This is a genomic window from Rhizobium sp. H4 (assembly GCF_003013335.1).
Taxonomy (GTDB): domain Bacteria; phylum Pseudomonadota; class Alphaproteobacteria; order Rhizobiales; family Rhizobiaceae; genus Rhizobium; species Rhizobium sophoriradicis.
Genome location: NZ_PSOW01000016.1, coordinates 18,887 through 32,111, shown reverse-complemented (window position 1 = coordinate 32,111; position 13,225 = coordinate 18,887). Strand labels below are relative to the sequence as shown.

Below are 13,225 nucleotides of genomic sequence, written 5' to 3'. Positions count from 1 at the left end.
TGACAGGGAAGATGAGCTTCGCAAGACCGGTCCGGTAGTGAGCAGAAGCGAGAGTGAGCCTCTCGTTTTCTCTCGCTACCGCCGGCGCCGGAGTTGCGCGATCTTCAGGGCATCAACCGAAATCGCGACCGCTGAAGCGATCCCGCTTTCACATACGTCCGGGAGACCGACATGAACACGCATTTTAAACGCAAGATCGTCTTCGCTCTGTCGATGGGTGTCGTAACGACAGGCCTGATCTCTTTCACGCTGCTCGCGCTCAATCTGGGCTTCTCGAAGGGGTTCGTCCTGACGTGGCTCCGCTCTTGGAGCATTGCCTATCTTATCGTCATTCCCACCATCCTGCTGATCGGTCCTCGCCTTCAGGCTCAGGTCGATCGCGTCATCCGTGACGTCTAGAACTAAAGAGTTAGAGCATGATGTCGTCCGAAAACCGCTCACACTTTTCAGCATCATGCTCTAAGAGCAACCATCAATATGACAATGGCCACGCTTCCCGCGGCCGTAGTCAAAGAAGTGGACGCTTCATTTCGGTGACGGCGCATCGCCATAGCTGCCGCAGGCCGCGCGAAGCCGGGGGAGCGCCCAATCGATGAAGGCGCGCACCTTGAGTGCAAGCAAGCCCTGACGCGAATAGACGATGTGGATCGGCTTGGGCTCGCCGTCATAGTCCTTCAAGATCTGCACGAGCGCGCCCGAGGACACCTCCTCCGGAACTTGGTAGTCGAACAGGCGGGCGATCCCGACCCCATTCAGCGCGGCGTCAACGCAATTGGCCGCCGTGTTCACCTCGATCCTGCTCCGTGGCAACACCTCCACGGACTTTCCGCCGATCTCGAAACTCCAAAAGAACGACCGCTTGTGGAACATGATGCCATCGTGATCGGCAAGCTCGGTGGGATATTGGGGAATGCCATGCCGTTCCAGATAGGCCGGGCTGGCGCAGGTCAGCAGACGGAACTCGCCGGCCTTCACGGCGTAAAGCGAACTGTCGACCAACTCACCAAGTCGAATGGCGACATCGACCTGCTCATTGACCAGATGAACGGAGCGGTCGAGCGAAAGAACATTCAGCGTCACCTCTGGATGCTTGTTCATGAAGTCGAGTGCGATCGGCAGAACATAGCGGTGGCCGAACTCGATCGGCATCGTGATGGTCAGCAGTCCCCGCGGCATCTGATATTCGCCCGACGCCCTGCGTTCGACCTCCTCCAGATCGGCGATAATCTTGCGCGCCGCCTCGACATAATCGCGACCGGCATCCGTGAGCTGCAGGTTGCGGCTCGTTCGGATGATGAGGTTGGTGCCGAGGTATCGCTCCAGATCGGCGACCTTACGGCTGACGCTCGGCAACGGTGAGTTCAGCTTACGGCTACCTGCCGACAAGCTCCCGGCATCAACCACCGCAAGCAGAACCCGCATTGCATCAAGCCGATCCATAATGCCCCGACGGTTAGAAGCCTCGATGTTCAGGATAGGAGAAATCGGTTCTGCTGGATAGGCGGTTTGGCCATTCGCCTCGGGCCCCGACGACGCAGATAGTCTGCCGATCCCAAGCGCATCGAGAGGGTGGCTCTCACTTTCACTGGGTACCAGCCCATGCCTGTGGCCGGTAAATTTTCACCCATTCGATCAAGTGTCCCGCCCGATTGCCAATCAAAGCTGCCGGGCCTCACGAAGATCAAAGGTACAGTGACGCAACTTCAAAAGGGTGAACATTGTGGACAGACTCTTCTATGTCGGCGTGTCGGCCGCTCTCTTTGCGGCTTTCGCGTTTTCGCTCAACTTTGTTGTGCCCTTCATCATCGGTGACTATTCCACCTTTGATTTTGCGCTCGTCCGTCATGTCGTCTCGGCTCTCGTCGGGCTTTACATTCTGTTTTCGCAGAAAGGTGCAACGCGCCATCTTACGCTGCGGAACTGTCTGCAGGCCATCTGGCTCGCCTTCGTCGGATATGTCGGTTACTTCCTGACGGTCACGGGAGCGGCCGTCTTTGCCGGCCCCGTCATCGCTCCGGCCTTTCTCGGTCTGGTGCCGATCGTATTGATGGTCATTGGCAATCAGCGTGAGGGATCATTGCCGTGGCGCTCCCTTATGATGCCTTTGGCGCTGGTGCTGGTCGGCCTTGTTCTCGTCAATGGCACGGCATTCACGGCTGAAGGATTGAATTCCGTCAGATCCTTGTGGGTAGGCGTGCCACTGGCGCTCGCTGCCGTGGGACTTTGGGTCTGGTTCGCTCTCGCCAATCAGGCTGCCCTCGCCGCCCGACCGGAAGTGCCCTCCGGTGTGTGGTCGGCCCTGATATTGACCGGCGGTGGCGTCTTGATGCTGGCCTTCTATCCGGTCGGCGCCGCGATGGATCTGTTCCAGCTCCCAGCATTGGGATTCGGCTGGAGCGCCGCCGGCAATTTATATGTTTGGGGTGCATCTTTCGCGCTGCTGGCAACGGTAGGCGGCGTCTGGGCCTGGAACATTGCATCACGAAGCCTGCCCGTTGCCTTGGCTGCGCAATTGATCGTTTCGGAAACAGCCTTCGGTGTCATCGGGGGACTTGTCGTGCATGCTCGTTGGCCAACCCCGATCGAAGTCGCTGGGGTGGTTGTCCTGATCGCCGGCGTTGTTCTGTCAGTGAGGATTTTCTACGACCGCCAATTTGCATCGGGAAAGATATCGCTTGCGCATGAGTGACCTGCTGGGCGTAGGGCGACATTCAGCCCATCGCCCTTCGGCGAGTTGGGCCGACTGATCCGTTCAAATTCTTCGGTCAAACACGGCAACCGGTGTTTTCAGGCGGTAGAGCGTCGTCGGTCGCCGGGCCCGATCGGTCTGTCGCTTTTCGCCCTCGACGACTTCGAGCAGATCCAGATCGTTGATCTTGCGGCGAAAGGCACTTGGGTCCAACCGTTCGCCCATCACCGTTTCATAAATCGCCTGCAGTTCCGACATCGTAAAGACGACGGGAAGCAGCCTCGCCGGAATGGTCGAATAGGCGCCCTTGCCGCGCAGCCGCGCCAACGCGGCATCCACGATTTCATTGTGGTCGAAGGGCAGCTTGCCAGCGGCTTCGACTGGCCGCAACTCCAGCAGACTGGCGCTGCCTTCCAAAGCTCCCCGCGGGACCAGCGCAAAATACGCGATCGACACCGACCAGTCGCGAGGATCTCGTCGCGCCGATGCGAAGGTCCGGAGCTGCTCGAAGAATATGCCCTCGAGCCCGGCCTTGGAATTGAGGATGCGCCGGACCGCCGCCTCGGCGTCGGCGTCCTCGTCTGTGTGCACATAGCCGCCGATCAGCGCCGGAACGCCGGCAAACGGCTCGGCAGGACGCTGAAGCAACGCCACGCATAGCTTTCCCTCGTGCAGCGTCAGCAAGACGATGTCGACCGTCACGATCGGTCGTGCGAATTCAGCCTCTGCCATCTCTATGTTCCTGCCGTCCTCTTAGCCCTCATAGCGGCCAATCGAAAGAATGACAATTTGCAAATAGCAACTTGCAAAATGCAAATTGCAATTCTATATAGGGAGTAACGGGACAGCGGACAAAGAGCCGCGCCCGCCCACCAAGCAACAGCAAAGGAGTATGTCATGGGGATGGGACGTTTCAGCACGGCCGACTGGGCGGCCTATAACGCACGCCATGTGGATGGCCGCAGTCGAGCCGAAGTATTCGGCGCCACCGGCATCAATCCGCGGTTCGATCCGGCGCGCTTTTCCACTCGAGAGAGTCGCGACAGCACCTACAACCTGCAATCGACTCCGATTATTCTGGCCGCTGATGTGACCGGATCGATGGGCATGATCGCCCACGAGCTGATGCGCGGCGGGCTCATTACCCTGACATCGGAGATCTACGATCGCCGGCCGGTATCCGATCCGCACATTATGGTGGCAGCGGTCGGAGACGCGTTCACCGATGCGGCACCGCTGCAGGCCACCCAGTTCGAAGCTGACATCTCGCTTGCCAGCCAGATCCGCGCCTTGTGGCTGGAGGGCAATGGCGGTGGCAATGACGGCGAAAGCTATAGCGCCGCTCACCTCCTGGCAGCCCTCAAAACCTCGACCGATGCCTTCGAAAGACGCGGCCGCAAGGGTTATCTCTTCACCATCGGTGACGAGCCGGTTCACAACGGCCTGGCCGCCGACCAGATCGCTCGCATCTTCGGCGTCGAACCGCCGCGCGGCCTGAGCGCACAAGAATGTCTTGCGATGGCGCAGAGATCCTATGAAGTCTTCCACATCGTCATCCGTGAAGGCTATGCGGCCACGCGGCTCGGCCGGGTGCTGCAGAGCTGGCAACCCTTGCTGCCCGGCCGCACCTTCGTACTCGATGATCACAGGCGCATTGCCGAATTGGTGGTTTCCATCATCGAAATTACCGAAGGCCGCGAGGCCGCCGATGTGGCCGCCAGCTGGCCGGACGCGGCGGCGGCAGTGGTCGCCAAGGCCATCGGCGAACGCCCAAGCCGGCGCCTGCTGCCATTCTTCTAAGCCAGGTACTCTAATTGCCCCGGCGCGACGCTCCGGGGCCATTGAGGAGCAGAATAATGAGTATCCAAGCACAGGCCGTGATCGGCGCGCTTTATGGCGACGAAGGCAAGGGGCTGATGGTCGACCGCCTTGCCGCAGCCACGCCGGGGGCCGTGGTGGTTCGCAGCAATGGCGGTGCTCAGGCCGGCCACACCGTGGTCGATCCCGCCGGCCGCCGCCATGTCTTCCACCATATCGGCTCGGGCAGCTTTGCCGGGGCCGCCACGCATTTCAGCCGCTTCTTCGTCGCTCACGCGATGCTGTTTCTCGACGAGTTGTCCGCCCTCAATGAGCGGGGTGCGAAGCCTCAGATCAGCAGCGACCCGCGCGCCCTGATCACCACGCCTTTCGACGTCCTGATTAACCAGGCCGTGGAACTGGCGCGGGGCACTGCCCGCCACGGAAGCTGCGGCCTCGGCTTCGGCGAGACGATCGAGCGCAACCTGCAGCCCGAATTCGCCCTTTCGACAAAGGATCTGTTCCGCCCCGATCTGCACGCCCGTCTTGTTTCGATCCGCGACAGCTGGGTGCCTGGACGGCTCGCCGCGCTCGGCATCACCGCCTTACCCGAAGAACTGGCTGCCGTATTAGCTGACGAAATCACCATCGCCGGCTTCGAGGCGGATTGCGCCGCCTATCTCGACCACGTCACCCTCTGGCCCGACCGACGGCTGTGCGAACGCGCATCCGTCATCTTCGAGGCGGCACAAGGCCTATGCCTCGATCAGAACCGTGGCGTATTTCCTCACGTCACGCGTTCGAATACTGGGCTAACAAATATACTCGCGATCGCCGCCGAAGCCGGTGTCACAGAGTTGGGCGCGGTGTATGCGACGCGCTGCTACACCACCCGCCACGGTGCGGGGCCGCTCAAGGGGGAGGTTCCAACGCTCCCCGGCGTCAATGTCGTCGACCCCACCAACGCGCCGAACGAATGGCAAGGTAGCCTGAGGCTCGCCCCGCTCGATCTCTTTACGCTCCGCAAGGCCATCGCAGATGATCTGACGTCGGATCGCGGCGGTATTGCGGTCAAAGCCGGGCTGGCGGTAACCTGTCTCGATCAGACGGAAGACGGCTTTGCCGTCACCGATCAAGATGAAGAAATACGGCTTGATCCCGCCAAGGCCGCCCCTGATATTGCCGACTTCGTCGGCCTGCCGCTCTCGGCCGAGAGCTGGGGACCGCGTCGCCGTGACGTCAGGCTCTATCTCGAAGCAGCCGTCGCCTAGTCAATGCAGCAATAAAAGGACCTGCCCGGCCCGGCATTTGCCGGCGGGCTCAATATCCCCGCTTAGTCCTGGCGCGACTGCTTGATCTCGACAGGCGTCCTCATGATGATTTCCCGATGCGGGAACGGGATCGACACGCCGGCTTGCTTGAACGCGTCCCACAGCGCCATCAGCACCTGGCCCCTGACATTCGTCAGACCATTTGCGGGATCGGAGATCCAGAAGCGGAGCCGGAAATCAAGCGATGAAGCACCAAAGCAGGTAAGCCAGCATACCGGCGCCCGGTAATCGTTGGCTACGCGATCCACCGTAGAGGCAGTCGCGATTGCGATTCTGGCGACTTCATGGGGATCGCTGTCATAAGCCGTACCGAAGTCGACATCGATCCTGACGTAGTCACTGGAGAACGACCAGTTGACGACCTGTTGGGAAATGAAGTCTTCGTTGGGGATCAGGTATTCTTTGCCGTCACGGGTGATGACCGAGACGAACCGCGAGCGCAAATCGCGGATCGAACCGAAAGTATCGCCGAGCGTGATCGTGTCGCCAGGTTTGATGGATTTATCGAGCAGGATGATGATCCCCGAGATGAAGTTCGATACGACTTTCTGAAGGCCGAAGCCTATTCCGACGCCGACTGCGCCGGAAAAAACGGTCAATGCGGTAAGGTCGATGCCGGTCGCTGACAAGGCAATTGCGCCGGCGATCATGATCAAGCCGATTTTTATGAACTTGCTGATCAGGACCTTGATCGATGGCGAAAGATCGCCCGACCTCTGCACCCAACGGGACAGGACATTGCCGACGAGAACCGCTACCCAGATGAGCGCGACGGCCAAGACGACCGCTTTCAGCACAAGAAGGAGTGAAAGACGCACAGCCCCCAGATTGACGGCTAGGCCATCGAGCGCGGAGAGCACCGGACCGTCAAGCCGGAGCGCGTACAACGCGACGTAACTCCAACTGACGATTGCGACCGTACGCGACAAGGTGGGATTATGGATAATCTTGGTCAGTACGGAGATGATGAACCACGCCGCCGTCAGCGTCAGGGCAGTCGAGACGAGCCACCGTTGCGACGGCCAGGTGTTTTGAGTGAGAGCGATGTTTGCAAGCCACAGCCATACCGCAAGAAAGAGCCACTTCAAGCGCCGCATGAAAGCGATTATGACGCGCAAGAGGTCCGGATTGCCTTTGATGCGCCTGGCTTTCGCTTCCAACGCGGGCTCAGTGCGTGATGCCAGGAACGACGCTGCGACGTAACCGACGGCGACAATCCCGAATTGGTAGAGCGTCCATTCGCTGAAGACAAACGTTCGGAACCACTGTTCGAACGCGTCGATTGTCTGCCTGACATCCATGGTTCCGGCCTTTGTAGCCCTTCAAGGCAGATAAAGGCGTCGACACCATTTTTGTTCAATTATCCCCACGCGAGGCATCCGGTGAACTCAGACGTTTTGAGATCGATTGCCGCTGCGTCCACGAAAACGCCCGCGCGGCAGAGCCGGCGGGCGCATATCCGGTTCGAAAGCGAACCTGTGATTACTTCGCGAGATTGCGCTTGCCGAGCGTTCGCAGGCGCAACGCATTGAGCTTGATGAAGCCGGCCGCGTCCTTCTGATCGTAGGCGCCCTGATCGTCCTCGAAGGTGACGAGCTTGTCGGAATAGAGCGACCTTTCGCTTTCGCGGCCGATGACCATGACATTGCCCTTGTAGAGCTTCAGCGTCACTTCACCTTCGACATGCTCCTGGCTCTTGTCGATCAGCGCCTGCAGCATCTCGCGCTCCGGCGAGAACCAGAAACCGTAATAGATCAGCTCGGCGTAGCGCGGCATGATCTCGTCCTTGAGATGGGCCGCACCCCGGTCCAGCGTGATCGACTCGATGGCGCGATGCGCCGAAAGCAGAATCGTGCCGCCTGGCGTTTCGTAGACGCCGCGCGACTTCATGCCGACGAAGCGGTTCTCGACGAGGTCGAGACGGCCGATGCCATTGTCGCGGCCATAGGTATTGAGGGTGGCCAGCAGCGTCGCCGGCGACATCTCGACGCCGTTGATCGAGACGGCGTCGCCCTTGCGGAAGCCGACCTTGATCACCGTTGCCTTATCGGGTGCCGCCTCGGGCGAGATCGTGCGCATATGCACATACTCGGGAGCCTCCTGCGCGGGGTCTTCCAGAACCTTGCCCTCGGAGGAGGAGTGCAGCAGGTTGGCGTCGACGGAGAACGGCGCTTCGCCCTTCTTGTCCTTGGCGACCGGGATCTGATGCTGTTCGGCGAAGGCCAGCAGTTCCGTGCGGCTCTTGAAAGCCCAGTCGCGCCACGGCGCGATGATCTTGATGTCGGGGTTCAAAGCATAGGCGGACAGCTCGAAACGAACCTGGTCGTTGCCCTTGCCGGTCGCGCCGTGGGCGATCGCATCGGCGCCGGTCTTCCGGGCGATATCGATCAGATGCTTGGAAATCAGCGGCCGGGCGATCGAAGTGCCAAGCAGATAGACGCCTTCGTAAACGGCATTGGCGCGGAACATCGGGAAGACAAAATCGCGCACGAACTCCTCGCGCACGTCCTCGATGTAGATCTCCTTGATGCCGAGCATCTCGGCCTTCTTGCGCGCCGGCTCCAGCTCTTCGCCCTGGCCTAGATCGGCAGTGAAGGTGACAACTTCGGCGCCGAGTTCGGTCTGCAGCCACTTCAGGATGATCGAGGTGTCGAGACCGCCGGAATAAGCGAGCACGACTTTCTTCACGTCTTTGTATGATGCCATGATGATGAGGTCCGTTGCATAAAGGCCGGCGAAAACCCGGTGTCGCGGCACTTTTAGCGAGATTGACGCGTGACGCAAGGGCAAGTGCGAAGCCACCGGTGCGATACCATTTGACAGGGCGAAAGCGGAGCCCATATTCGCCAACGTCCGAACAATGCTCGAGGTGAGGCTGCCCGTGACGAATATTCAAGACATTTTCAAGAAATCCAATGTTGCGGTCGTGACCGGCGGCGCGTCCGGCATCGGCCTGGCGGCGGCGAAATATTTTGCCAGCCGCGGCATGAGCATCGTCATCGCCGATCTCGGCGGCGATCGGCTGGCAACAGCCGCCGACGAACTCAAGGCCATTGCTGGCGAAGAAGATGTCATGGCGGTCGAGACCGACGTCGCCAGCCGGGACTCCCTGGAGGCGCTGGAGCGCGCGGTGCTCCAGCGTTTCGGCCGCGTGCACGTGCTGATGAACAATGCCGGCATCGGCCCGGAGACCTCGATCTTCAGCCCGCAGGCGGGCTGGGACCACATCTTTGCCGTCAACCTGATGGGCGTCATCAACGGCACACGCACATTCGGCCCTAAGATGCTGTCGCATGGCGAGCCAGGCCTCATCATCAACACCGGCTCGAAACAAGGCATCACCACGCCGCCCGGCAATCCGGCCTACAATATCTCGAAATCGGGCGTGAAGGTGTTTACCGAGGCGCTCCAGCACGAACTGCGCAACATCGAAGGCGGAAAGATCTCCGCCCATCTGCTGATCCCCGGCTTCGTCTTCACCGGCCTTACCAAGGGCGACCGCGCGGAAAAACCCGCCGGCGCCTGGACGCCGGAGCAGACGGTTGAATTCATGGTGGAAAGCCTCGAACGCGGCGATTTCTATATCCTCTGCCCAGACAATGACGTTGCGCGTTCAGTCGACGAACGCCGCATGGCCTGGGCAATGGGCGACATCATCGAGAACCGGCCGCCGCTGTCGCGCTGGCACAAGGACTATGCCGACAAGTTCAAGGCCTTCCTGGAGCAGAAATGATCGGCGCTCAGTCGCCCGGGATAATGACATGCATGAACCAAGCAGCGAACGCGCTTTGCATGAATCAAGTTTAGTGCGACGCGCATGACAAGGTTTGATTGGTAATTTTTCTGAAGGCCGGGTAAGAAATCGTCGGATCTTCCCGGCTTTCAGAGTACGCCCATGGATTTCCTGCCCAGCCTGCCGACCCTTCTGGCTTTCGCCGCCGCTACGCTGCTGCTCGCGGCAACCCCGGGGCCCGACATGACCCTGTCGATCAGCCGTTCGCTGGCCCAGGGCAAAAAGGCGGCCCTCTTCGTCGTCGTCGGCACCAGCCTCGGCATCGTCGTCCACACGATGCTGGTTGCCTTCGGCATTTCGGCGCTGATCACCGCCTCGCCGACCGCCTTCCTGATCCTGAAAACCGGCGGTGCCGCCTACCTGTTCTGGCTCGCCATGCAGGCGATCCGTTTCGGCTCGAAGCTCACTGTCGCCAAGGTAGAGGATAAGAGGGGCACCGCCCTCTCCAACATCTCGTCGGGCTTCTGGGTCAATCTCTTGAACCCCAAGGTCATCATCTTCTTCATGACCTTCCTGCCGCAATTCGTCAGTGCGGGCGACCCGGCCGTCACGCAGAAGCTGCTTTTCCTTGGGCTTTGCTTCATCCTGATCGGCATGCCGGTTAATGCCGCCGTCGTCTTTGCCGCCGACTGGCTGGCTTCCTGGCTGCAGAGCAACAGAAAGGTGCTGCGCGGCATGGATTATACCTTTGCCGGCGTCTTCTCGATCTTCGCCGCCAAGATCCTGCTCACCCAGGCGAGATAACCGCGGTCGGCCTAAATTTGGGGCCGATCAGTCCCGCTGACGTCTCAGCCAATCAGCACGCTGTCGGGTTCAGCCGATCAGCAAAGCATCATCATCCAGCGTCTGGCCGCGCATCTTGCGGAACATGGCGATCAGGTCCTCGACCTGCAGGTTCTTTCGGTTGTCGCCCGCCACATCGAGAACGATCTCGCCGCCATGCAGCATGATCGTGCGGTGGCCGTAATCCAGCGCCTGGCGCATGGAATGCGTTACCATCATCGTCGTCAGCTTGCGCTCGGCAACGATCTTCTGCGTGAGGTTCATCACGAACTCGGCCATCCCGGGATCGAGCGCGGCCGTATGTTCGTCGAGCAGCAGCACCTCGGAACCGGCAAGTGTCGCCATGACGAGCGAAACGGCCTGCCGCTGCCCGCCGGAGAGCAGATCCATGCGGTCCTTCAGCCGGTTTTCCAGCCCGAGATTGAGTTCGGCGATCCGCTCTTTGAAATAATCGCGCCTCTTGCCGCCGAGCGCCGGCACAAGCCCGCGCTTCTCGCCGCGGCGGGCCGCCAGAGCGAGGTTCTCCTCGATCGACAATGAGCCGCAGCTTCCCGTCAGCGGATCCTGGAAGACGCGTGCCACCAAGCCGGCGCGTGCCGCGGTCGACTTGCGCGTTACATCATTCTTGCCGATCAGCACCTGCCCCTCGCTCGGCAGGACGTCGCCGGCGAGCACGCCGAGCAGCGTCGATTTGCCGGCGCCGTTCGAGCCGATGACGGTGACGAAGGAGCCCTGCTCGATGGTCAGGCTGACGCCGTTCAGCGCCTGCTTCTGCAGCGGCGTGCCGCGTCCGAAAACGACCTTGATATCTTTGACGCTGATCATGATGCGGCACCTCTGCGAAGGCGGGGAAGGATGAGCGCCACGGTGACCAGCACCGCCGTCACGAAATTGAGGTCGGAGGCCTGCAGGCCGATAACGTCGCTCGACAGCGCCAGTTGGATGGCGATGCGATAGAGGATCGAGCCGAGCACGCAGCCGATGAGCGCAATCAGCAGGCCGCGGCGCCCGAGCAATGTCTCGCCGATGATGACCGCCGCAAGTCCGACGACGATCGTGCCGACACCCGAGGTGACGTCGGCAAAGCCGTTGGTCTGGGCAAACAGCGCACCGCCCAAGGCCACCAGCGCATTCGAGATCGCCATTCCAAGATAGATCTGCCGGCTGGTATCGACGCCCTGGGCGCGGGCCATGCGCGCATTGGCGCCGGTCGCGCGCATGGCAAGCCCGGCATCGCTTTCCAAAAAGCGCCAGACCAGGACGAGCGCGACGATGACGAGAACGCCGACGAAGAGCGGCCGCACGTAGAAATCGCGCAGGCCATGGCCGAAGAACGGGCTGATCATCGTATCGGCATTGATAAGGGCGACATTTGGTTTGCCCATCACCCTCAAATTGACGGAGAACAGCGCGATCATCGTCAGGATCGAGGCGAGCAGGTTGAGGATCTTGAAGCGCACGTTGAGCAGGGCCGTCACCATGCCGGCGGCGGCACCGGCCGCCATGGCAACCGAGGCAGCAAGCCAGGCATTGACGCCGGCAATGATCAGCACGGCCGTCACCGCTGCACCCAGCGGAAAGGAACCGTCGACCGTCAGGTCGGGAAAATCGAGGACGCGGAAGGCGAGATAGACGCCGAGAGCGACGAAGGAATAGACCAGGCCGAGCTCGACGGCCCCCCAGAATGCGATTTGGCTCAAGGCTTTCAGCCCCTTTTTGTTACCGTTCCGCCCGTCGCGAAACCGCAGCCTTGTAATACTTCAGCCGCCCCCGTGCAAACGAGAGCGGCTGAATGCGAATGGCCGATGGACCTGCGGCCGATTATTCGATGACCTTGTTGGCGCGCGAAAGCACGCTCTCCGGCAGGGTGACGCCCATCTTGGCCGCAGCCGCCTTGTTGACGACGAGATCGCTGCCGGCGGCGGTCTTGACCGCGATATCGCCGGGGTTTTCACCCTTCAGCACGCGCACGACGATTTCGCCCGTCTGCTTTCCGACGTCATAGTAGTTGAAGCCGAGAGCGGCGACCGAACCGCGCGAAACCGAATCCGTATCGGCGGTAAAGAGCGGCAGCTTGCTTTCTTCGGCGACTGCGACGGCGCCTTCGAGCGCGGAAATGATCGTATTGTCGGTCGGAATGTAGATCGCATCGGCGCGGCCGACGAGGGCGCGCGCCGCCCCCTGAACTTCGGCCGACTTGGTGGCCGCCGATTCCACAACCGTCAGGTCGGCCTTTTCGGCTTCGGTCTTCAGCAGGGCGAGCAGCGAAACCGAATTCGCCTCACCTGAATTGTAGAGATAGCCGATCGTTTTCACCTTCGGGAGTATTTCCTTGATCAGCGCCAGGTGCTCGGCGACCGGCGACATATCGGAAAGGCCGGTGACGTTGCCGCCGGGCTTGTCCATGTTCTTGACGAGCTGGGCGCCAAGCGGATCAGAGACGGCCGTGAAGACGACGGGAATGTCGCGCGTTGCGGAGACCAGGGCCTGGGCCGACGGCGTGGAGATCGGCACGATAACATTCGGCTCGTCGCCGGCAAACTGGCGGGCGATCTGGGCTGCCGTGGCGGGATTGCCCTGCGCCGATTCGAACACGAATTTCAGGTTCTCGCCTTCCTTGTAGCCGGCGGCCGTCAGCACATCGAGAACGCCCTTGCGGGCGGCATCCAGCGCCGGATGCTCGACGATGGCAGTTACGGCAACGGTCACGTTATCGGCCTTGGCGGGCAGGGAAAGAGCCAAAGTGGCGGCAAGAGCGAGCAGAATCGGGCGCATGGGTGTCCTCCTGAATGATTTTGGCGGCACTATTAGGAAAAGCGCATGCTTAAATCA

At 60.8% G+C, this 13,225-nt stretch carries 13 protein-coding genes; 6 read left to right on the top strand and 7 right to left on the bottom strand.

Translation table 11 applies throughout. The features are described from left to right. Window positions 1–171: 171 nt before the first annotated feature. Complete coding sequence (locus C4N04_RS23070) at window positions 172–399, top strand: DUF2798 domain-containing protein (RefSeq protein WP_038691800.1); 228 nt, start codon at window positions 172–174, stop codon at window positions 397–399. Between the two features lie 126 nt (window positions 400–525). On the opposite strand, the gene C4N04_RS23065 is transcribed toward C4N04_RS23070, so the two are convergent. After that, window positions 526–1,440 (bottom strand): LysR family transcriptional regulator, encoded by a 915-nt coding sequence (locus tag C4N04_RS23065; protein WP_106797120.1) that lies wholly within the window; start codon window positions 1,438–1,440, stop codon window positions 526–528. A gap of 280 nt (window positions 1,441–1,720) precedes the next feature. On the opposite strand from C4N04_RS23065, the gene C4N04_RS23060 reads away from it, so the two are divergent. After that, window positions 1,721–2,689 carry a DMT family transporter gene (locus C4N04_RS23060; RefSeq protein ID WP_106797157.1) on the top strand — a complete coding sequence of 323 codons (969 nt, stop codon included), beginning with the start codon at window positions 1,721–1,723 and terminating at the stop codon, window positions 2,687–2,689. A gap of 63 nt (window positions 2,690–2,752) precedes the next feature. Here the strand turns inward: C4N04_RS23060 and C4N04_RS23055 are convergent, their stop codons facing one another. Then, the gene (locus tag C4N04_RS23055) at window positions 2,753–3,421 is read right to left on the bottom strand and encodes an NUDIX hydrolase (protein ID WP_010061317.1); all 669 of its coding nucleotides are present in this window, start codon (window positions 3,419–3,421) and stop codon (window positions 2,753–2,755) included. A 165-nt stretch (window positions 3,422–3,586) separates the two neighbouring features. Here C4N04_RS23055 and C4N04_RS23050 point away from each other — a divergent pair, with 165 nt between their 5' ends. Both C4N04_RS23050 and C4N04_RS23045 read left to right on the top strand, forming a co-directional pair. Next, entirely contained in the window at window positions 3,587–4,489 is a 903-nt protein-coding gene (locus C4N04_RS23050; RefSeq protein WP_096769704.1) for a hypothetical protein, read from the top strand. A gap of 56 nt (window positions 4,490–4,545) precedes the next feature. Next, window positions 4,546–5,757 (top strand): adenylosuccinate synthetase, encoded by a 1,212-nt coding sequence (locus C4N04_RS23045; protein ID WP_106797119.1) that lies wholly within the window; start codon window positions 4,546–4,548, stop codon window positions 5,755–5,757. 62 nt (window positions 5,758–5,819) lie between these two features. On the opposite strand, the gene C4N04_RS23040 is transcribed toward C4N04_RS23045, so the two are convergent. Beyond that, window positions 5,820–7,118 carry a mechanosensitive ion channel domain-containing protein gene (locus tag C4N04_RS23040; protein WP_106797118.1) on the bottom strand — a complete coding sequence of 433 codons (1,299 nt, stop codon included), beginning with the start codon at window positions 7,116–7,118 and terminating at the stop codon, window positions 5,820–5,822. A 181-nt stretch (window positions 7,119–7,299) separates the two neighbouring features. After that, window positions 7,300–8,523: an argininosuccinate synthase gene (locus C4N04_RS23035; RefSeq protein ID WP_096769811.1), complete on the bottom strand. Its 1,224-nt coding sequence runs from the start codon at window positions 8,521–8,523 to the stop codon at window positions 7,300–7,302. A 175-nt stretch (window positions 8,524–8,698) separates the two neighbouring features. Between C4N04_RS23035 and C4N04_RS23030 the strand changes: the two genes are divergently transcribed. Together C4N04_RS23030 and C4N04_RS23025 are read left to right on the top strand one after the other, a co-directional pair. Then, a complete protein-coding gene (locus C4N04_RS23030; protein WP_096762120.1) occupies window positions 8,699–9,550 on the top strand; it encodes an SDR family NAD(P)-dependent oxidoreductase in 852 nt (283 codons plus the stop codon). A gap of 162 nt (window positions 9,551–9,712) precedes the next feature. After that, window positions 9,713–10,354, top strand: a complete 642-nt coding sequence (locus tag C4N04_RS23025) for a LysE family translocator (RefSeq protein ID WP_038691812.1) — start codon at window positions 9,713–9,715, stop codon at window positions 10,352–10,354. 69 nt (window positions 10,355–10,423) lie between these two features. Here the strand turns inward: C4N04_RS23025 and C4N04_RS23020 are convergent, their stop codons facing one another. From C4N04_RS23020 to C4N04_RS23010, 3 genes are all read right to left on the bottom strand, one after another. After that, window positions 10,424–11,218 (bottom strand): ABC transporter ATP-binding protein, encoded by a 795-nt coding sequence (locus tag C4N04_RS23020; protein ID WP_039622672.1) that lies wholly within the window; start codon window positions 11,216–11,218, stop codon window positions 10,424–10,426. Beyond that, the gene (locus tag C4N04_RS23015) at window positions 11,215–12,093 is read right to left on the bottom strand and encodes an ABC transporter permease (RefSeq protein ID WP_096762043.1); all 879 of its coding nucleotides are present in this window, start codon (window positions 12,091–12,093) and stop codon (window positions 11,215–11,217) included. Before C4N04_RS23015 ends, C4N04_RS23020 begins: the two co-directional genes overlap by 4 nt. Window positions 12,094–12,214: 121 nt before the next feature. Further along, complete coding sequence (locus C4N04_RS23010; RefSeq protein ID WP_106797117.1) at window positions 12,215–13,168, bottom strand: ABC transporter substrate-binding protein; 954 nt, start codon at window positions 13,166–13,168, stop codon at window positions 12,215–12,217. Window positions 13,169–13,225 lie beyond the last annotated feature (57 nt).

Excerpts from the sequence above, each read along its gene's own strand:
- C4N04_RS23070 (WP_038691800.1), top strand. The coding sequence starts at position 172 with ATGAACACGCATTTTAAACGCAAGATCGTCTTCGCTCTGTCGATGGGT.
- C4N04_RS23065 (WP_106797120.1), bottom strand. The coding sequence starts at position 1,440 with ATGGATCGGCTTGATGCAATGCGGGTTCTGCTTGCGGTGGTTGATGCC.
- C4N04_RS23055 (WP_010061317.1), bottom strand. The coding sequence starts at position 3,421 with ATGGCAGAGGCTGAATTCGCACGACCGATCGTGACGGTCGACATCGTC.
- C4N04_RS23050 (WP_096769704.1), top strand. The coding sequence starts at position 3,587 with ATGGGGATGGGACGTTTCAGCACGGCCGACTGGGCGGCCTATAACGCA.
- C4N04_RS23045 (WP_106797119.1), top strand. The coding sequence starts at position 4,546 with ATGAGTATCCAAGCACAGGCCGTGATCGGCGCGCTTTATGGCGACGAA.
- C4N04_RS23040 (WP_106797118.1), bottom strand. The coding sequence starts at position 7,118 with ATGGATGTCAGGCAGACAATCGACGCGTTCGAACAGTGGTTCCGAACG.
- C4N04_RS23035 (WP_096769811.1), bottom strand. The coding sequence starts at position 8,523 with ATGGCATCATACAAAGACGTGAAGAAAGTCGTGCTCGCTTATTCCGGC.
- C4N04_RS23025 (WP_038691812.1), top strand. The coding sequence starts at position 9,713 with ATGGATTTCCTGCCCAGCCTGCCGACCCTTCTGGCTTTCGCCGCCGCT.
- C4N04_RS23020 (WP_039622672.1), bottom strand. The coding sequence starts at position 11,218 with ATGATCAGCGTCAAAGATATCAAGGTCGTTTTCGGACGCGGCACGCCG.
- C4N04_RS23010 (WP_106797117.1), bottom strand. The coding sequence starts at position 13,168 with ATGCGCCCGATTCTGCTCGCTCTTGCCGCCACTTTGGCTCTTTCCCTG.